Origin of the sequence: Moraxella lacunata (assembly GCF_900453205.1) — a bacterium.
Classification (GTDB): domain Bacteria; phylum Pseudomonadota; class Gammaproteobacteria; order Pseudomonadales; family Moraxellaceae; genus Moraxella; species Moraxella lacunata_B.
Map to the genome: position 1 here is coordinate 348,737 of NZ_UGQU01000001.1, position 20,967 is coordinate 369,703.

Sequence of the window (20,967 nt, forward strand, 5' to 3'; positions counted from 1 at the left end):
GAGTCGTCTATTTTACCGATTAATCAATATTTTAAAAAGCACATTTTTGGGCTTTATGGTAAAATTTACCGCCTACTTTTTAAAAAATAAACATCATCGCCATGACCGAAGCTAGCACCCTAAAAGATACCAACACCACCAATGATGACCTACTGACCCTGCAACCGCCACACAACATGGACATCGAGCGGGCGTTACTGGCGTCACTCATGAGTATTGATGATTCCTTTGAGAAAATCGATGGTATTGTCAAGGCAGAAGATTTTTATGGCGAGCGTCATCGGCAGATTTTTAATGCCATCAATCATTTATCACGGGTCAATCAGCCTTATGATACACTGATGGTGCATGACTTTTTGAGTCAGCAAAACCTACTTGCCATGGCAGGCGGGGAAGAGTATCTCATGCAAATCAACCAAAGCCCTGCCACGCTCTTTAACCTAATCCCCTATGCCGAGCGGGTGCGTGAGTTCTCGGTCTATCGTCAGCTCATCAAATCCGCCAATACCATGCTCAATCTGGCGTATCACCCCAAAAAACAGACCGTGAGCGAGATTTTGGACGTGGTCGAAGCGGATATTTTTCGTATCAATGAAGACTACTCTCGTGGCACGGGCAAACAGGGGGTTCGGCGAGTCGAAGACATCTTACAAAGCGTGACCGACCAGCTCGTTGAGATTAAAAGCCGTCAAGGCGGACTCATCGGATTGCGTACGCCCTTTGAAGAGCTAAATAACAAAACCCAAGGTTTGCAACGGGGCGATCTCATTATCTTGGCGGCACGTCCGTCCATGGGGAAGACCACCTTTGCCATGAATCTCGCCCAAGAAGTACTGGTGCAAGAGCTACCCGTGGTCATGTTCTCCATGGAGATGCCTGCCGAATCCATTCTCATGCGGATGATGTCGGGTTTTAGTAGCATTAACCAAAGCAACCTACGCTCAGCACAGATGAGCGAAGATGAGTGGGTGCGTCTGTCGCAGGCGATGACTTTTTTTCAAAACACTCATCTGTATATTGACGACCGTAACAACCTACCGCCATCCGAAGTCCGCTCTACCTGCCGACGTATCGCCAAAAACCACCCCGAAGGCTTGGGCATGATTGTCGTGGATTATTTACAGCTCATGAAAGTACCAGGTATGGAGAACAACCGTGTCCAAGAGATTGGCGAGATTAGCCGAAGCCTAAAAGCCCTAGCCCGTGAGATGAACTGCCCTGTCATCGCCCTATCTCAGCTTAACCGTAGCCTAGAACAGCGTACCGACAAACGCCCGATGATGGCGGATTTGCGTGAGTCAGGGGCGATTGAGCAGGACGCTGACTTGATTATGTTCATCTATCGTGATGAAGTGTATTATAAGGACAAGGCGGACAACAAAGGTTTTGCTGAGATTATCATTGGCAAACAGCGTAACGGCCCTATCGGCAAACTGCCCCTTAGGTTTGTGGGCGAATACACCCGCTTTGATAATCTCATCGTTGGCGACAGACCCGATGATTATGAAGAAGAATGACAAATAAAATGACAAATAAACAGGACAACCCATGCGACACACCCACATCACCATAAGCCAAACCGCCCTAGCCCATAATCTAGACATCATCAAACGCCACGCCCCCCATGCACATGTCATGGCAATGGTCAAGGCAAATGCTTATGGGCATGGGGTCGCCCACTGCCTACCTGCTCTCATGCAAGCGGACGCGTTTGGCGTGGCAAGTTTTGATGAAGCCTTGGCGGTACATGAGATTTGTGGGCAGTTATCCAAACGCATTATTCTCATCGAAGGCGTGTTTAGCCAAGATGAATGGCTTGTCGCCCAAACCCACGGCTTTGAATGCGTGGTGCATTGTCAAGCCCAACTGGACTGGGCATTATCGCACGTTCCGCCCATGGATAGCCCCACACGCACCATTTGGCTCAAATACAACACGGGCATGAACCGCTTAGGTCTTGGGCATGATGATGTACTCACTTCTGCCAAACTTTTACATGATAAGGGTTATCGGCTGATTCTTACCAGTCATTTTGCCTGTGCTGATGACAAAGACCATCCTGTCAATGCCTTGCAAATCAAGCAGTTTGATGACGTGCTAACCACCCTAAAATCCTTGTACGGCGATGTACAAGGCTCACTGTGCAACTCGGCAGGTATCATCAACTTTCCCCACGCTCATCATGACTGGGTGCGTGCAGGCATTGCCTTATATGGAGCAAGTCCTGTGGCGGACAGCTCTGCCGATGACTTAGGCTTGTCCCCTGTGATGAATTTCACCGCCCAAATCTTTGCCACGCATGAGCTACCTATAGGCGAGCAGGTCGGTTATGGCGGACTATGGACAGCGGACAAGCCTACCCGCATTGGCGTGCTAAGTGTCGGCTATGGCGACGGTTATCCCCGTGTGGTTACTGATGCTAAGGTGTCTATCACCAAAGACTCCCAAACCTATTTTGCCCCCATTGTCGGACGGGTCGCCATGGACATGATGATGATAGACATCACCGATTTGCCTGTGGGCGTGGGCGATACGGTCGTGCTATGGGGCGATGATTTGCCTGCCGATAACGTGGCACATTGGGCGAATACCATTAGTTATGAGCTGTTTTGTAAAACCACCAACCGCCCACATCGGGGTGTTGTTGTAGCATAGATACTTTAATCTCAATTTAAAATAGTAACTTATTGATTATTAGGAAATTATTTTTTGAATTGTAGGGGCGAATCACATTCGCCCTTGATAAACCAATCACTTATATAAAGTTGAGAATGGGGCATTGGGCGTATTTACCAATAAAATCGGTTAAGGCATTGCATTTTTATAAAAAGATTTGTTATACTCATGCCTTTATTTTTCCATGATTAAAACAAGGAGTTGGCATGAGCGTTCGCCATTTTTTGACATTACTTGACTTATCCAAAGACGAACTTCGCACCGTTATCAGTCGTGCCAGTGAACTTCGCCAAATGCAACACAAAGGCGAGATTTATCGCCCTTTTGTCGGTCGCACGCTTGCCATGATTTTTGAAAAATCCAGCACTCGCACCCGTGTGTCCTTTGAGACAGGCATGGGGCAGTTTGGCGGTCAGGCTTTGTTTTTGTCGCCCAACGACACCCAGCTTGGGCGTGGCGAACCGATAGAGGATTCGGCTCGTGTGATTAGCTCGATGACCGACATCGTGATGATTCGTACATTCGCCCATGAGCGTGTAGAGACCTTTGCCAAACACTCGTCCGTACCAGTCATCAACGCCTTGACCGACGATTACCACCCATGCCAACTGCTTGCCGACATGCAGACCTTTTTTGAACACAAAGGCGACATCAAAGGCAAAACGGTAACGTGGGTCGGCGACGGCAACAATATGTGCAACTCATACATCTTAGCGTCCGAGCAGTTTGATTTTCATCTCAACATCGCCACGCCAAAAGGCTATGAGCCAAACAGTGAACTTGCCACCCGATACGCTCACCGCTTGACCTTGACCAATAGCGTTGCCGATGCGGTCAAAGATTCGCACCTTGTGGTTACAGATGTGTGGGCGAGCATGGGACAAGAAGCCGAGCAGAAAAAACGTGAAGCCGACTTTGCAGGCTTTCAAATCACGCCCGAGCTACTAGACACCGCCGACAAAGACGTGCTGTTTATGCACTGCCTGCCTGCCCATCGTGGCGAAGAGATAAGCCATGACCTACTGGACGACCCCCGTTCGGTGGTGTGGGACGAAGCGGAGAATCGTTTGCACGCCCAAAAGGCACTCATGGAGTTTTTGTTAAAAGACAAGATTAAATTGGCTTAATACTGATTGTCCGCCATCAAGGGGTGTACCTAGCACACCCCTGCACACATCATTGAAGTTGTCGTAATTTTAAAGTTTTGTGGGTATAATCCCTATCCCACGCCCTTTTTAAAACCCATTATGAATAAATCGGACATAAGTAATTTGGATTATGTTAAATAAAATTTCCTTTAAAAATTTCCTTTAAAAATTTCCTTTAAAAATTTCCTTTAAAAATTTCCTTTAAAAATTTCCTTTAAAAATTTCCTTTAAAAATTTCCTTTAAAAATTTCCTTTAAAAATTTCCTTTAAAAATTTCCTTTAAAAATTTCCTTTAAAAATTTCCTTTAAAAATTTCCTTTAAAAATTTCCTTTAAAAATTTCCTTTAAAAATTTCCTTTAAAAATTTCCTTTAAAAATTTCCTTTAAAAATTTCCTTTAAAAATTTCCTTTAAAAATTTCCTTTAAAAATTTCCTTTAAAAATTTCCTTTAAAAATTTCCTTTAAAAATTTCCTTTAAAAATTTCCTTTAAAAATTTCCTTTAAAAATTTCCTTTAAAAATTTCTCAACTTAAACATCTCAAAAATCAAACAAGCCCTATACTCAGCGAGCTTTTGATGGTAGAATAAGCCATTTTAAAATGCGTTATCTGCCATGAGTATCTTTTCCAAGCTAAAAAATTCCAAACTCAAAAGCCTAGCCTGTGCCATCGATGATGATTTGAGTGCGGTGCTAGAACGTGACCCTGCCGCTCGCACCAAGATTGAGATTGCCCTGACTTATCCGGGCATTCATGCTCGCACCTTGCACCGTGCATCTCACACCCTATGGCAGGCTGACCACAAATTTTTGGCAAGGGGTTTGTCGCACTTGACACGCATGGCAACAGGCATTGAGATTCATCCTGCCGCCAAGATTGGCAAACGTCTGTTCATCGACCATGGCATGGGGGTTGTCATCGGTGAGACGGCAGAGATTGGCGATGATGTGACTTTATATCATGGTGTCACGCTTGGCGGGGTGTCATGGGAGAAAGGCACAAAACGCCACCCCACGCTTGGCGATAATGTCGTGGTCGGCGCAGGGGCGAAAATCTTGGGTGGTTTTAGCGTGGGCGACAACGCCAAAATCGGCTCAAATGCCGTGGTTGTCAAACCTGTCCCCACAGGGGCGACCATGGTCGGTTCGGCAGCTCGCATGATTGACAAAAACATCAAAAACACCGAAACAAGCGATGACATCAAAAGCGACACACCCAACCCTAGCACCCCCGATAAGGGTATCCGCCTAGAATCTACCAATGACGCCAGTTTCAACGCCTATGGGCTAAGCCCAAACAGTGCCGACCCTGTGGCAACGAGTATCGCCAAACTACTCGCTCACATCCAAGCCCAAGATAAGCACATTGAAGCATTGCAAAATGCCATCTGTCGTCTTGACCCTGAGTTCTGCAAATCCAATATTGACAACCTTTGCAAAGACGATTTGGCAATCTTAACCGATGATGACGGCAAATAACCATCAAACCCAAACCCTACTTTTATCCACTTATTATTTACCAATCCAGTCTAATTTGACACACCAACATCACAGGAAACTCTCATGGCATGGCAACAAATTCACCTACAACTGACCAAAGAGCAAGTTGAACTTGCCGAAGCACTGTTTTATGAAGCCGAAGCGGTCTCCATCCTACTAGAAGACGCAGGCGATGAACCGCTGTTTGAGCCCATGCCCGGCGAAGAGCCATTATGGGGCGAGGTGGTGCTGACCGCCATTTTTGACACCAACACCGATGGGCGATTTGATGGTACCAACTTTGAGAGCCTTGCCCATGACATCGCCGCCGAAGTGGGGGCGAGCCGTGTGTGGCTATCAGTGCTTGATGATAAGGACTGGACACGTGAGTGGATGACCCATTATAAGCCCATTCAGTGTGCTGGCAATCTGTGGATAGTCCCCGAATGGCTAGACGCTCCCGACCCAGGCGCCACCAACCTTATCCTAGACCCTGGACTTGCCTTTGGTACGGGCTATCATGCCACCACTCGGCTGTGCCTTGACTGGCTGACCACGCAGGATTTGACCGATAAAGTCGTCATTGACTATGGCTGTGGCTCGGGGATTTTGGGCGTAGGAGCGTTACTGCTTGGGGCTAAGCAAGTATTGGCGGTGGATATTGACCCCCAAGCGGTGCTTGCTACCCACCAAAACGCCAAACTAAATGGCGTTGAGGATAAGATGTTGGTATTTTTGCCCGATGAATTTAAGGCTTATCAACAAACGCATGATATAAAAGCGGACACGATTACCGCCAATATCCTAGCCAAGCCACTCATTCACTTTGCCCCATTGTTTGCCACCTTATTAAAGGATAAAGGCAATATTGTCTTGGCAGGACTTATTGAAAACCAAGTCGATGATGTCATGATGGCATACCAGCCCTATTTTGACCTTGATACACCTTATCATTATGACAACAGCGAAGACCATCATTGGTATCGTTTATCCGCTATTAAGCACAGCTGAGCGGATTAAAATTGTCAAGTGCGTAACAATTTAGTAGCATAAAGCAAAATAGTGTATACGATGTTGATGATATAAAAATCATCATCCAACCTTTGTCTAAATTGGATTTAACAAAAACATGAGCAACCAAACTAAGTGCCCCCATTGCCAAACGACCTACCCCATGCCGACCGCCAAACTTGGTGACCCCAATGCTCGTGCCAAATGCGGTAAGTGTCAGCAAGTGTTTTTTCTAAATGCCAATCTGGTCGGTAGCTCGCCTGCCGCCCAAGCTCAAAGACTGACAAATCCCGCCCCACAACCCCAAGCTCAGACAGCCCAAGCAGTGACACGCTCTGCCCCAACCACCCCACAAGAGCCACCCACCCCCAAACGTACCAAGCGTGTCAAACCTGCACCCACCGAAGGCATGATTCATGACGAGATGGATGGCATTGAAGAGAACAAAACCAAAGCTGTCGCGGGCGTGAGCTTTTCTGATGATGAGTTGGACAGCTTTTTAAAAGACAACATCAGCTTTGCTCCGACAGTCGCCAAAAGCACCAAGGATGAGATGGCGGATAACGAAGGGGAAGAATCTTGGGCTGATGATTTACTCAAAGACACCAAGCCTGTCAACATCACCCAAACCACTAATACAAGCTCTGCCATAAACAACGTCGATTTGGATGCCATCATCCCTGTCGCCACACCCAAACCCAAAAAACCAACCAACATCAAAGAAATCCAATCAAACAAGCCCACCGCTCAACAACTTGCTACCAAAAAATCCTTAGGGTCACAGTTTTTGTGGCTCATTGGGTGTTTATTGCTCGTTGGGCTATTGGTGGCACAATACGCCCTATTTAATATAGATAAACTTGCCAAAAACCCTGAGACTGCCAGCCTTGCTCATACCATCTGCGGAGTTATTCCCTGCAATATTCCATCGGCAGATTTAAATGGCTTGGAAATCACATCATCCCTAGAAAATCAAAAAGATGTCATCATTAACATCACCAACAAAACCAATTTCGAACAACTGTTTCCTTACTTACTGGTGCAGTTTAAAGACAGTAGCGGTGTGGTCGTGGGGGACTTTGTGGCGGACACCAAAGACTACCTTGGCGAATCTCAGACCACCTTACTTGCCAATCAGCACAAGCGGATCATGCTTTCAGTGAACCCTACCCCCAAAGCAAGCTCGGTAACAGTTACGCCATTTTATCAACAACCCTAAGTCACCTAGCACCAAGCTAACTTGCTCTGTTAGATAAAGATTCATCCCATCATTTTGACGGATAAATGACCACTTTGTAATTATTTATTAACACAAATTAACAACAGGATAATACAGCTTAACATTACAAACATCTCATGACTTGCCAAATTACGGCAATTGTTTTACAATAATTCTAGGAAATACGCCTTCTACCAACAGGTGATTGATAGATATTGACTAGGACGTGTTAAACTTTTGTATTTGCAATGAAAAATAGGGGAAATCGCCCGTTTTTCAAGGAAAAAACGGTATTGTTAATTGAGTATACTTTTCTAGAAAGCCGTTCGTGGTGAGCTTGTCGAACCATAACGGTTTTCCTAGACTTCGACAAGCTCAGTCCGAACGGAAAACCTTAAAATCTATCTTTATTTAACAATACCGAAAAAACTTGAGACTGATAGCCATTCTATCAAGCAAGTTTTTGACGATGAAAAACCAGATTTTAGCCATTTTTCATGCAAAAATGCAACTTTATTTCTAAAATATTTCTATATTTTAAATTGTGTTATAAAGGGCAGGCACGCCCTAGCCTACCACTCGCAAGAACAAGGTTAAGTGAGACACAGGAGCTGTTATGATGACCCCCACGCCCCCCATTCAAGAAACTACCCCTCTATACGACGAAGTCAAAAAAGCAGTGGAAAGTTACTTGATGCACCTAAATGGTGAGGATACTACAAGCATGTATGAGATTTTTTTGCATGAATTTGAAAGACCCTTGTTGGTAACGGTCATGAGACACACACGCAACAACCAATCCAAAGCCGCTCAAATGCTTGGGCTAAATCGTGGCACGCTCCGCACTAAGCTAAAAACGCATGGCTTATTATAATTTCTAATTTTTTGCACCCGTCATTTTTTGGCGGGTTTTCGTTTTGTTTTAATCCCACTTTTTAATCCTGTTTTATCCACCCTTGTAACCCAAAAAGGTATTTTTATGAAAAAATTCGCCCTACTCTCCGTCTCTGACAAGGCAGGCATTGTAGAATTCGCCCAAGAATTATCTGCCTTAGGCTTTGGTATCTTATCCACTGGTGGCACCTTTAAACTTTTGACCGACAACGGTGTCAATGCCACAGAAGTCTCCGCCCACACCGGCTTTGCCGAAATGATGGACGGACGAGTCAAAACCTTACACCCCAAGATTCATGGCGGTATCTTGGGTCGCCGTGAGCTAGATGCTGACATCATGGCAGAGCATGGCATCGATGCCATTGATATCGTGGCGGTGAACCTATACCCCTTTGCCCAAACAGTTGCCAAAGATGGCGTTACCATGAGCGATGCCATTGAAAATATTGACATTGGCGGCCCTGCCATGGTGCGCTCATCTGCCAAAAACCACAAATATGTGGGTATCATCACAAGCCCTGCCGACTACGCCACGGTCATCAACGAACTAAAAGCAGATGGCGGGTTATCAGACAGCACTCGCTTTGATTTGGCGGTTAAAGCCTTTGAACATACTGCCAGTTATGACGGCATGATAGCGAGCTTTTTGGGGGCAAGACTGCTAGACAAAGGCGAGACATTAAGCGAAGATGCCACCGCCAAAACCCAATTTCCACGCACCTTTAACATTCAGCTTAACAAAGCCCAAGAACTCCGCTATGGTGAAAACCCCCATCAAACCGCCAGTTTTTATGTAGAAAGCGATACAACAGAAGCATCTATCGCCACCGCCAAACAGTTGCAAGGCAAAGAGCTATCCTACAACAACATCGCCGATACCGATGCAGCATTGGAATGTGTCAAATCCTTTGCCAAGCCTGCTTGTGTTATTGTCAAACACGCCAACCCTTGCGGTGTGGCGGTGTCGCTTGACGGTATTTTGGACGCTTATAATCTAGCCTATGCCACCGACCCTGAGTCTGCCTTTGGCGGGATTATCGCCTTTAACCGTGAGCTAGACGTGGAGACCGCCAAGGCTATCATTGACCGTCAATTTGTCGAAGTCATCATCGCCCCAAGCGTGGCAGACGGTGTGCTTGACATCACGTCCACCAAGAAAAACGTGCGTGTACTGACCTGTGGCGAATTGCCAAACATCAACGAACGTACCCCACAGCTTGACTATAAGCGTGTGAATGGCGGACTGCTTGTTCAAGAGCAGGATTTGGGCGTGATTGACAAATCCGACCTAAAAGTCGTTACCAAAGCACAGCCCACCGAGCAGGAACTTGATGATTTGATTTTTGCATGGAAAGTTGCCAAATACGTCAAATCCAACGCCATCGTCTATGCCAAAAACCGCCAAACCATCGGTATCGGTGCAGGGCAGATGAGCCGTGTGAACTCTGCTCGCATTGCCGTCATCAAAGCCGAACACGCAGGACTGCCTGTTGAAGGGGCAGTTATGGCATCGGACGCCTTTTTCCCATTTAGAGACGGCATTGACAACGCCGCCAACGCTGGCATTAAGTGCATTATCCAGCCCGGTGGCTCTATGCGTGATGAAGAAGTCATCAAAGCCGCTGATGAGCATGGCATTGCCATGGTATTTACCGGCATGAGGCATTTTAGACACTAAAATTAGGACATATCCCAACCAACAATAAACCCCTATCTTGGGGTTTATTTTTTGCTTGTATAATCATCAAACCTCAAAATACACCACCAAAGGGTGTGGAAAGCACGCCTCTACAAAGGCATTTTTCAAGATTTAACATCGGTGCAAATTGGGGTTAATTTGTTGTATCTTACACCATGCGAATGCTCGGCAAATGCCAATCATATCGCACCGCCAGCATTCGCACGCCAAACACCACCATCAGCATGGCAAGCTCACACAGCCACGCCACCACACCCAGTCGCCCCAGCCCCAGATAGGTCAGCGACCCCAAGATACTGGCGGTAATATAAATCTCCTTTTGCAGTACCATCGGCAACTCTTGACAAATCATGTCTCGCATGATACCGCCTGCGATACTCGTCATCACCGCCATCATCACGGCAATCAGCGGTGTCGCCCCCATCGATAACGCCACCGTCAGCCCAATCACACTAAATGCCGACAATCCAATGGCGTCAAACAACTTTAACACGCCATTCATGCGTGCCGTTGGACGAAAAAACATCTGACATAGGATTGATGTTATCGTAATGGCGAACACATAATTTAAATCTATCGTCCAAAAGAGTGGGTGTCGGTCAAGCATAACATCACGAATCGTCCCGCCGCCAATGGCATTAACCATAGATACCAAAATACAACCAAACAAATCAAAACCCTTACTAATGGCAAGCATGGTGCCTGCCACTGCACAGGCAATAACCCCAATAAAATCAAGCACATAAATCAAACTTGCCGTATTAATTGGTTGGGCTAACTCTATCATCATAATCATTCTATCATCAAAAAATCGGGCATGATACCCGATTTTTATTTATAATTTTAAAATAGCCTAAAAGTCAATGAGTTATCATTATAAGCCAATTTCGCCGATAAATGGCAAATGGCGGTATTTTTGTTCATAATCCAAGCCATAACCCACGATAAAGCGGTCTTCGACTTCAAAACCTAAGAATTTTACGTCCATGTCTATCTCACGGCGAGACGGTTTACTGACAAGCGTACAGAGCTCAATGGAGTTTGGCTCACGGGTTTTTAAAATCTCCACGACTTTGGACAACGTACGCCCAGAGTCAATAATATCTTCCACAATCAACACATCTTTACCACGAATGTCGCCGTCCAAATCTTTTAAAATCTTGACATCGCCACTAGATACCGTGCCTTTGGCGTAGCTAGATGCGGTCATAAAATCAAACTCATGCGGTTTGTCAATCGCTCGGCACAAATCCGCCATAAAAATCACCGAACCACGAAGCAGTCCGATTAAAATCAGCTCTTTATCGCTATTGGCATAATGGGCGGTGATTTGTTTGCCAAGCTCGCTTACTTTTTGGGCGATTTCTTCGCTACTAATCATGATGTTTAGATTTGGTATGGTCATAAAACTACCTTTTGGTTTTGTTAAAATTGATTTAAATTTGACAGGTAAATCAATGATGTATTGATGTTAGGCGAATGTGATTCGCCCCTACACCCCAACTTTAATACCCGTAAAATCAATCAATAACAGGATTTATCGTTGGGATTTTGTTGCTAAATTTAGGGTTAAAGGTCTGCACTTGCGGGGCGGTCGGCAAACCAATATCGGCAAGTTTTTCGCTTACGCCCACTTGGATATTATCGCCTTCAAATAATCTCTCATCGTCCGTCCGCTCGGTTTTTAGACTTTCAAAATCAAACAACTCACGGTCGGCAAGCTGGCTTGGGGCGACATTTTGCAAGGCTTTAAACATACTCGCTAGGCGTTTTGGGTGGGCGTTGTCCCATTCACGAAGCATGTCATTTATCATCGCCCGTTGCAGGTTTTCTTGTGAGCCACACAGCCCACACGGGATAATGGGGAACTGCTTGTAATTTGCGTACTTGATAATATCCTTTTCGGCAACATAGGCAAGCGGACGGATAAGCACGTTTTGCTTGTCATCGGATAACAGCTTGGGGGGCATGGCTTTTAGACTTCCGCCATGAAACAAATTCAAAAAGAAAGTCGCCAAAATGTCATCACGATGATGACCCAGAGCAATCTTGGTTGCCCCAATCTGCTTGGCAAAGCCGTACAGCGAGCCACGTCTTAGGCGAGAGCAAGCCGAGCAGTAGGTTTTGCCCTCTGGCACGACTGATTTTACGATACTATACGTGTCCTTTTCTAGGATATAATGCGGAATGCCTTGTTTAGATAGGTATTCAGGCAGGACGTGTTCGGGGAAATTGGGCTGTTTTTGGTCAAGATTAACGGCAACCACTTCAAAGTTAATCGGAGCAATGCGTTTTAAAAACAGTAAAATATCAAGCAACGTAAAGCTGTCCTTACCGCCTGAGATACACACCATGACGACATCGCCGTCTTCAATCATGTTAAAATCACGAATCGCCCACGACACTTCTTTACGCAGTTTCTTTTGTAGTTTTTTGAAGCGGGCGGATTTGATGCCGTCATCAAAGTCATGCTCATCATCGCCTTCCGTGTCCGTCTCTCGCTCACTGTCGGCAGATAGGGCGTGGATGATTTCAGAATGGCTTTCTACATCGTTTAGGATTTCATCGGTTAAATTTTGGCTATCGGTCATGGCTGTTTCTCAAATTTATATTTGGTTTAATATTGGGCAAATGCAATTCGCCCCTACATTCCAATAAAAAACGGTTGTTTGGTGTGTGGTACGCACCCTACCATTTTTAAATCTATTTTTTAACTCATGATTTTGGTTTTACCGTATATTTTTTGGGTTTGTTGGATTCATTGGTTTGGGTGTTGTCAATGGGTATGGCAACCAATTTTCCGTCAATCTTTTCATAGCGTACTTTTGGCTTATCTGATTTAACAGGTTCATTATCATAAAATCTGTCTTTGCCTGTTTGTATTTTATCAAATGGCTTATCAGATTTATCAAATTTTTTATTAAAAGATTTATCTTTATCAAATGACTTTTTGCCATTGTCTTTAAAACCGTCTTTTTTAAAACTTTCTTTTTTATTATCTTTTTTAAATCGTGGGTTGTTTGATTTGTCTTTGGATTTTTTATCAAACGATTTGTCAAAAGATTTATCAAAAGACTTTTTAAATGCTCTGTCTTTTGAATGTTTTATATCGTCTTTTTTATTATAAGCGGTTATTTTATCTTGCCAATCATCATTGACGGTATCAAACGCGCTTTCAAATTCATACACTTTCATCATTTGATTTTTGTGCGTGATTTTAAAACTTTGATGAATGGGTTTTTTTAGATTAAAATCTACGCCAATGGTTTTATCGGTGATTGGCGTTACGTCATAGCGAGCCTTGACTTCATCGTCCAGCACAAATTTGGTAAAGTTATTGCTAAAATACAGCACGCCATTTGGAGCAAGGCGGTTCATGGCACGGCTTATCAGGGCGACATGGTCTCGCTGTACATCAAAGGTTCCCTTAAACTTTTTAGAATTAGAAAAGGTGGGTGGGTCAATAAATATCACGTCAAATTGTTCGGTATTATTTTTTAGCCAATCAAAGACATCGGTGGCGATGAATTGATATTTTGGCGTATCGTCTAAGGTTGTGGCGGTCAAATCAAGTCCATTTAGGGCAAAGTTTTGTTTGCCCCAATTTAAATAATTGGCAGATAAATCCACGCTCGTTACTGATTTTGCTCCGCCCATTGCCGAATGTACGCTGGCGGTGCAAGTATAGGCAAATAGATTTAAGACATTTTTGCCGCGACTGGCATTTTTTATCATTTCACGAATATTACGGTGGTCAATAAATAACCCCGTATCCAAATAATCGGTAAAATTCACATATAAATACGCCCCGTGTTCATGAGCGACATACATTTTTTTGGGTTTTTGATTGTCGTCTTTGGTGTTTTTGGTATATTGGTCATTGCCCGATTGTCGCATGCGGGTTTTTATAAAAATGCTTTCACGGTGGACATTAAAAATATCCCGAATGGCGGATAATACCAAATTAAAACGGGCTTTGGCGACATCGGTGGGAATTTGTTTTGGTGGGGCGTATTCTTGGACGTGAATTTTATCGCCATAAATATCAATCGCCACATTATAATTGGGCAAATCAGCGTCATAAATTCGCATATTGCTGATATTGTTTTTTTGGGCGTGTTTTTTTAGATTGATGATATTTTTTTGTAAGCGGTTGATAAATTCTTGACTGTCAGGATTATCAATGTCTTTTTTATTAAAATTGACAATCAAGTCATGTGCCAAACGGTCGGTTTTGGCAAATTCTACCGCCCCATGACGAAAATAGACAGTCAATGCCCCGTTGTGGCATTTTAGGGTGTTTGGTTCGCTAATCGGCAAGGTGTCGGCGTGCTCAATGTGGCTTGCCAGCACTGCCATGTCCGCACGCCCCACATGGCGTAAGCCGTCCGCCACGATAAGCCCCAAGCCGTGATACAAGGGCTTGATAAAATCGCTCTCGCCCAGTCGTTCGCCATAAGGGGGGTTGGTGATGACAAGTGGATAGGCGGTGGCAAGCTCGCTCAGCACGGCTTTGGCAGTGGCAAGCGGTCGCTGTTCTAGGCGGACGTACTCGGCAATGGGAGCAAGGGCGGACGCTATCAGGTTTTTGTGGCAGGCACGCACGGCATGGGCGTCAACATCTAGGGCAAGGGCGGTAAAGTCGCCTTTGATAAGGGCTTGTTCTAGGCTTGCAAGGTTGGCATGAAAGTCGTCTAAGACTTTACCAGCAAGGGTTTGCCACAGCTCATCATCGTGGTGTTGCCAATGATAAAAGCCAAAATCGCTTGCTTTTTTGTCAATGCCCACAGGGTAGGCGGTTTTCATAAGCAAGGCTTCGGTGATGAGCGTGCCAGAGCCACACATGGGGTCAATAATGGCGGTATGCTCGCCCTTGTGCCAGTTGCATTCATAAAGCAACGCACTTGCCAAATTCTCTTTTAAAGGAGCGTCCGTGTTCGCCACACGATAGCCACGGCGGTGCAGGCTTGTGCCTGATAAGTCTAGATATAGCTCAGCAAGCTCACCTGTGGCGTGGGCGTAAATGTGAAAATCGGGGGATTTGTCCACATTTGGTCGCTCGCCTAATTTTTTGTTAAAGCAGTCGGCGATGGCGTCTTTGATACGCAAGGTGGCAAATTGTTGGTTTACCGATAGGCGTTTGTCGGTGGATAGGCGTATGGCAAAGGTGTTATCCACGCCAAACACGCTTGTCCAATCATAGCGACTGGCGAATTCATACAAGGCGGTAGGAACGTCTTCGTCAATGACTTTGGTCTCAACCGTGCGGGTGGTTTTTTTACCGCCACTTTCACGCACTTGGTTTACGGTTTGGGTTTTTTGGCGAAAATAATACTCGCCAATGGGCAGTAACACACGGCTTGCCACTCGGCTATATAGGCAAATTTTGTAAAAGTCGGCAAGCGACACGCCCACACGCACCCGCCCCGTCCGCACAATCTGCCCGACTAGCCCAAACAAGTCAAGCTCTATCAACAAGGCATTTTCAAGACCGTCCGCACAAGTGATGACAACATCAAAGGCGGTGGGAGTAAAATCGGCAAAGGGTAGTTTTGGCATGGTGTGGGCTTATTTGATAAGAATTTTGGTAAGGGGTTTGGGTAAACCAAATATTATAGCATAATTTGGGACGGGTATGGTAGTGGCAATTGTTGTTTTTGGGGTGATGTTTAGCAGGGTAAATGGGCGGGGCAAAATGATGTTAGTGCCATTGTCAAGATGATTGCTTGTTATTATCAATTTAAATCACAGATAATTGTATAAATAACACCAATTTATTTAATTAATTGTTACTGCTTTTTTATGGCACTCTCCACATCTTCTTCTTTGTCATTGATATTTTTATCCAATGCTTGATGAATTACTGCCAAGCGTTTTTCTTTATCATCTGAGCGGTTAAACAATATCTCTTGATAAGGATAAGGGGTTTCAAATCCTGCTTCATCTAAGGCTCGTTTAATACGCTCATTGATGTTTTCTTTGATGATCGGGATACGGGCAACCGATAATGGAGCAACCCAAAAACGCACAATAAAATAAATGGCATATTCGCCCACTTCACTGACGGTCGCCATAGGGGCTGGGTGTTTTAAAATCACTTCATCTTTGCTTAATGTTTTGATGATGATTTCTTTGGCGTGGGCGACATCGTCATATAAGCCAATTCTTGCTTTAACATCAAATCTTATCATCTTTTTGGACGTTAGGTTAATCACTTCTGATGATGACATGGTCGAATTGGGAATGATGATAATGATGTTATCACGGTCAAGGATTTGCGTGGCTCGTAGGGAGATTTTGACCACTCGCCCTTCTTTGTCGCCCAACCGAATCCAGTCGCCCACTTGAAACGACTGCTCTATCAAAATGGTAATGCCCGCGATGAAGTTGGCAAGCGTGCTTTGGGCGGCAAAACCCACTGCCAAACCCACAATACCCAGACCTGCCACCAGTGAGACAATGTCAAAACCGAACTGGGCGAGTACGCTTGCCAAAGCAAAAACGATAATCAGCACCAAAATTAAGTTTTTGAGCAGTTGTTCAATGGACGCATTGAGTTCATAGTAACGTAACACTCTGGCAACCATTTGTCCACTGGTCGCCCACAGCACATAATAAAACCCTGCCCAAGTCGCCGCTTTTGCCGTTGCCTTAATGGTCTCTGCCTGCGTGCCAATCTGTGTCATCACCGCAAGCAGGCTCGCCACAAACCATGTATAACGTAGCACCGCCCGAGCAATCCAAACATGACGCTGTGATAGGTGTAGCGGACGGCGACAATGCTTTAATAAATAGACCAACAGCCAATAAAAAAATCCAATAATTACCAATAAAATCAATATCTTAATGCTAATACTGGCAACAGCCATACCCCGCTCTGTCCAGTTTAGGGTCTCATCTTCAAGCGAACCGCCAAGCGACACATACACGCTTTGGTACAAATCATTTAGGATTTTTTCAAAAAAATGGGGTAGGTTCATGAGCTGATGAATGGGCAATGATAAAGTGGGCGATAGCAACCGATAAATAAACCACATCAACAAAGATGTGGTAGAATGAATAAGGTTTGTGAATTATAACATAAAGCCTATGGTGTTAAAAAGAGTTTTAGCCAAATATTGACCCCACAGCCCTTGGATGAGTATAATTCGTTAGATTTTTAGGATTTTTAACTTAATTTTTTAAATTAAGTGGTCGGTTTGCTTTTGTTCGTCAAAAACTTACTTCATAGAAAACTCACAACTTGCGTTTTTTCCTTAAAAAAACGTGCGACTTTATCTCATTTTTCATTGCAAGTGCAAAAGAAAAGCGAGCCTTGGTTTTGCATGAACTTTAATAGACTTCTATACAAACCTTAACTTTTAAACATACTGCAAAATAAAATGTTGATACATCCAAACCCTGATATTTTCTAGACTTTAAAAATTTAAAAAATTCTATAAGATCATTTTCACAGTGGCTTTCTACATATTTTTCTAAAAATGCAGTTGCGATATTTATAAGGGTTTGACTTTAGTGTTTCTGGAGAGAAATCTAAAGTATTCTTTCATAAAAAACGGTTAAATCTTATCTTACTTACCCACACCCAAAGACAAGCAAACTCCCAACAATATAAAAATAAACCCAGCTTATCACTAAACTGGGTATGGGTAAGATTGCAATAAGTTTTCCCTGCCATTCCTAACGGCGATTTAGTTCCTGTCATCCTAGTTTTATCTTGGTTTTACCATTTAATTTTTGCGTATTATAAAAACTCTTCCCATCGCTGACCATTGGTAAAATGCCTAAAATTTTGTAAGCGATTGCCGACATTTGTGTGAAAAATTATCAGTTTTTATCAGTTTTACTGATGTTTACTAGAAAATTTATGAAATTTGACAAAAACACTTGCTTTTTTTGTCCAAAAAAGGCATAGTTATGAGTTACAACTTTTTAATAAATCTAAGGTGTTAATTATGACAGATAAGTTAACTGTTGGCTTGGTGGGCTGGCGTGGCATGGTAGGTTCGGTACTCATGAACCGTATGCTTGAAGAAGGCGACTTTGACCACATCAATCCTGTGTTTTTTTCGACCAGTAACGCAGGTGGCAATGCTCCTGATTTTGATGGCAAAATTGAGAGTGCTGGCACCTTAAAAGATGCAAGCGACATTAACGAACTTGCCAAATGTGATGCCATCATCACCTGTCAAGGGGGCGACTACACCAAAGCAGTACACCCTGCCTTGCGTGAAAGCGGTTGGAATGGTTACTGGATTGATGCGGCAAGCTCACTGCGTATGGACGACAACGCCATCATCATCTTAGACCCAGTTAACCGCAACGTCATCGATGATGCTCTAGCCAATGGCAAAAAAGACTTTATTGGTGGTAACTGCACCGTAAGCCTTATGCTCATGGCAATCGGCGAGCTGTTCCGTCGTGATTGGGTGGAGTGGGTGTCTGCCATGACTTATCAAGCAGCAAGCGGTGCAGGAGCCAACAACATGCGTGAGCTTATCTCTGGTATGGGTGTACTGCGTGATAGCGTGGCGGACAAACTTGCCGACCCTGCATCTGCCATTTTGGAGATTGACCGCACCATCGCCACCACTCAGCGTGCAGACGATTTCCCCAAACAGCATTTTGGGGCGGTGCTTGCAGGTAGCCTAATCCCTTATATTGATAGTCAACTTGATAACGGTCAATCCCGTGAAGAGTGGAAAGGTCAAGCCGAAACCAACAAAATCCTAGGCAAAGAAGAAGACATCATCAGCATTGATGGTATTTGTGTGCGTATTGGGGCAATGCGTTGCCATAGCCAAGCCTTAACCATCAAGCTCAAAAAAGACATTCCTTTGCACGAAATCGAAAAAGCCCTAATCGATAGCAAAAATCCGTGGCTTGATGTCGTCCCTAACAACAAACCCGACAGCATGGCACGCCTTACCCCTGTGGCGGTAACAGGTACATTGGGTGTGGCGGTCGGTCGTCTGCGTAAGATGAACATGGGGGGCGAGTATCTGACCGCCTTTACTGTAGGCGACCAGCTATTGTGGGGAGCTGCCGAGCCACTTCGCCGCATGCTTGCCATTATTCAAGGTAGAATTTAATACACGAGCCTAATTGACTAAATCAAATCACCTCGTTGGCGGTCAAGTGGTTTTAATCTTTGCAAATATTGTAAACTTTTGCAAAAATCTTACCACTTGCCCACGTTTTAATACCATATATTTGCAAATTATCAAAATAAGCTAGCATTTTTTGCCATATTTTGTTATAAATACACCATAAAACTGTTTATTGAACAGTCTATTTTTATTCATTATTGACAACCTTTTGAAAGGATAACTATGTCTTGGCATAAAACTCACCGCACTACTTTTATTTATCAAGCAGTGCTTGCTTCGTTGTTTGGTATGGTAAGCCTAAATGCTTCCGCCATGAATCTAGGTCAAGCCAACATCACATCGGCACAACACGAGCCTTTATCTGCCACGATAAATGTTACTAATATTGACGCTGCCAACTTCCACGCATCTGTCGCCAGTAACGACATATACCGCCAAATGGGGCTTAGTCCTGATGCTCAGATTTCAGTAAGTTTTACACCCACGTCAAACAATGCAGGTCAAATTACCCTAACTTCTAATCAACCCATTAGCACGCCTTTTGCTGATGTGGTATTAAATCTAAATAACAACGGCGAGCAAATCATTGAGCCGCAGACGCTACTTATGCCCTTGCCCGCCGCCAATGCTTTCACCCTACCCGAAGACAAAGTAACACAAGTGGTTACCGCTGAGACTCGACCCAACTTACCCGAGACTAGCCCCACCACCAAAACACCTGATGACACCATGTCATTAGATGAACCAGTAACGCAGGTCATTACCCAAGACACACCTGTGCTTGAACCCGTTCCTACCGCTGTTGGTACCAGCGAAGGTAATATCATCTCTAAAGAAGAAACGGTATTATCTCAAATTACCCCTGAAGGCACTAACAGACAGGTTGACATCCTGACCGAAGAAATCGTCCGTCGTGTATATCCTGCCGGGCAAGTACCGCCCACACCTACCAACCCAACCTTTGACGAACCATTCATTGCCCAAGACACCACACCAGAGCAGGTGTCACAGCCCAAGCAAGGCCAGGTGGCAACACCTACCGAGTCACAGTCAAGTCAAGCCATTTATGTCGTGCAACAAGGCGATAGTTTATGGAACATTGCTAATGTTATTGCACAGGCAAATAACATGAATGTCAATGAAGTAATGGCTGCGATTCATGAAACCAACCCCGATGCTTTCAATAAAGGCAACATCAACCAGCTCAAAACAAATGCTAACTTAAACTTACCCAACTATCAGGTCATACCATCACAAAAAGCGATTGCCGAAGCTATTGAAGCTAGACGAGCCAGCAAAGAGCGAGCTGTTACTGCAAGACAACCCACAAGTAGAAGTAACACAGCAAGACAAACCAGAAAAGAGACACCAAAACGTAGCAGTCAAGTGACCGCCAAGCCTGCTCAAAAAGCCCTGCCAAAGGCTCAGATGACCTTGGTAACACCCACGCAACAAGGTAGTGCTACAGGCACCAACAACAAACATTCATCCAACACAGCGGCAGGTGGCGGTAATTTAGCAGGTACTTTGAAAAATACACGTCAGCAAACTGCCAGTAATGCCAAACGTGTTAACAGTCTAAACGAAGAACTCTCATCAGCTGCTAGAAAAGTTCAACTACAAAATCAAAAACTTGCTGAACTTGAAAGCCGCTTAAAAAGCCTCAAAGAGAAAAAATAATTAACAAAGGGCACTGCCCATTAAGCCTGTATATCAAGCTTAATAAATCGGAG

15 protein-coding genes are annotated in these 20,967 nt (G+C 44.5%); 10 read left to right on the forward strand and 5 right to left on the reverse strand.

Features of this window, described 5'->3' with window-relative positions; all coding sequences use genetic code 11:
* The first annotated feature begins 101 nt into the window (after window positions 1-101).
* The 8 genes from dnaB to purH all read left to right on the forward strand — a co-directional run bounded on the left by dnaB (window position 102) and on the right by purH (window position 10,103).
* Window positions 102-1,517 (forward strand): replicative DNA helicase, encoded by a 1,416-nt coding sequence (gene dnaB / locus DX073_RS01785; protein WP_115004974.1) that lies wholly within the window; start codon window positions 102-104, stop codon window positions 1,515-1,517.
* Between the two features lie 31 nt (window positions 1,518-1,548).
* Window positions 1,549-2,655 carry an alanine racemase gene (alr, locus tag DX073_RS01790; RefSeq protein WP_115004977.1) on the forward strand — a complete coding sequence of 369 codons (1,107 nt, stop codon included), beginning with the start codon at window positions 1,549-1,551 and terminating at the stop codon, window positions 2,653-2,655.
* 227 nt (window positions 2,656-2,882) lie between these two features.
* Entirely contained in the window at window positions 2,883-3,803 is a 921-nt protein-coding gene (gene argF, locus DX073_RS01795; RefSeq protein ID WP_115004979.1) for an ornithine carbamoyltransferase, read from the forward strand.
* Between the two features lie 634 nt (window positions 3,804-4,437).
* Window positions 4,438-5,301 (forward strand): serine O-acetyltransferase, encoded by an 864-nt coding sequence (cysE, locus tag DX073_RS01800; protein ID WP_115004980.1) that lies wholly within the window; start codon window positions 4,438-4,440, stop codon window positions 5,299-5,301.
* A gap of 84 nt (window positions 5,302-5,385) precedes the next feature.
* On the forward strand, window positions 5,386-6,312 hold the full coding sequence (gene prmA, locus DX073_RS01805; RefSeq protein WP_115004982.1) for a 50S ribosomal protein L11 methyltransferase: 927 nt from the start codon (window positions 5,386-5,388) through the stop codon (window positions 6,310-6,312).
* A gap of 118 nt (window positions 6,313-6,430) precedes the next feature.
* Window positions 6,431-7,531: a DUF3426 domain-containing protein gene (locus tag DX073_RS01810; protein WP_115006313.1), complete on the forward strand. Its 1,101-nt coding sequence runs from the start codon at window positions 6,431-6,433 to the stop codon at window positions 7,529-7,531.
* Between the two features lie 616 nt (window positions 7,532-8,147).
* Window positions 8,148-8,405 (forward strand): DNA-binding transcriptional regulator Fis, encoded by a 258-nt coding sequence (gene fis, locus DX073_RS01815; RefSeq protein ID WP_115004984.1) that lies wholly within the window; start codon window positions 8,148-8,150, stop codon window positions 8,403-8,405.
* Between the two features lie 105 nt (window positions 8,406-8,510).
* The gene (gene purH / locus DX073_RS01820; RefSeq protein ID WP_115004986.1) at window positions 8,511-10,103 is read left to right on the forward strand and encodes a bifunctional phosphoribosylaminoimidazolecarboxamide formyltransferase/IMP cyclohydrolase; all 1,593 of its coding nucleotides are present in this window, start codon (window positions 8,511-8,513) and stop codon (window positions 10,101-10,103) included.
* Between the two features lie 169 nt (window positions 10,104-10,272).
* Here purH and DX073_RS01825 read toward each other — a convergent pair whose 3' ends face one another.
* From DX073_RS01825 to DX073_RS01845, 5 genes are all read right to left on the reverse strand, one after another.
* Window positions 10,273-10,908, reverse strand: a complete 636-nt coding sequence (locus DX073_RS01825) for a trimeric intracellular cation channel family protein (protein ID WP_404932917.1) — start codon at window positions 10,906-10,908, stop codon at window positions 10,273-10,275.
* Window positions 10,909-10,998: 90 nt separating this feature from the next.
* Window positions 10,999-11,529 (reverse strand): hypoxanthine phosphoribosyltransferase, encoded by a 531-nt coding sequence (hpt, locus tag DX073_RS01830; protein WP_029102808.1) that lies wholly within the window; start codon window positions 11,527-11,529, stop codon window positions 10,999-11,001.
* Window positions 11,530-11,644: 115 nt separating this feature from the next.
* Window positions 11,645-12,715, reverse strand: coding sequence for a tRNA 2-thiocytidine(32) synthetase TtcA (ttcA, locus tag DX073_RS01835; RefSeq protein ID WP_115004988.1), 1,071 nt, complete (start codon window positions 12,713-12,715; stop codon window positions 11,645-11,647).
* Window positions 12,716-12,839: 124 nt separating this feature from the next.
* A complete protein-coding gene (gene rlmKL / locus DX073_RS01840) occupies window positions 12,840-15,683 on the reverse strand; it encodes a bifunctional 23S rRNA (guanine(2069)-N(7))-methyltransferase RlmK/23S rRNA (guanine(2445)-N(2))-methyltransferase RlmL (protein ID WP_115004990.1) in 2,844 nt (947 codons plus the stop codon).
* 230 nt (window positions 15,684-15,913) lie between these two features.
* Entirely contained in the window at window positions 15,914-17,104 is a 1,191-nt protein-coding gene (locus DX073_RS01845) for a mechanosensitive ion channel family protein (RefSeq protein ID WP_115004992.1), read from the reverse strand.
* A gap of 975 nt (window positions 17,105-18,079) precedes the next feature.
* Here DX073_RS01845 and asd point away from each other — a divergent pair.
* Together asd and DX073_RS01855 are read left to right on the forward strand one after the other, a co-directional pair.
* Entirely contained in the window at window positions 18,080-19,216 is a 1,137-nt protein-coding gene (asd, locus tag DX073_RS01850; protein ID WP_115004993.1) for an aspartate-semialdehyde dehydrogenase, read from the forward strand.
* Between the two features lie 240 nt (window positions 19,217-19,456).
* Window positions 19,457-20,914, forward strand: coding sequence for a type IV pilus assembly protein FimV (locus tag DX073_RS01855; protein ID WP_115004995.1), 1,458 nt, complete (start codon window positions 19,457-19,459; stop codon window positions 20,912-20,914).
* Window positions 20,915-20,967 lie beyond the last annotated feature (53 nt).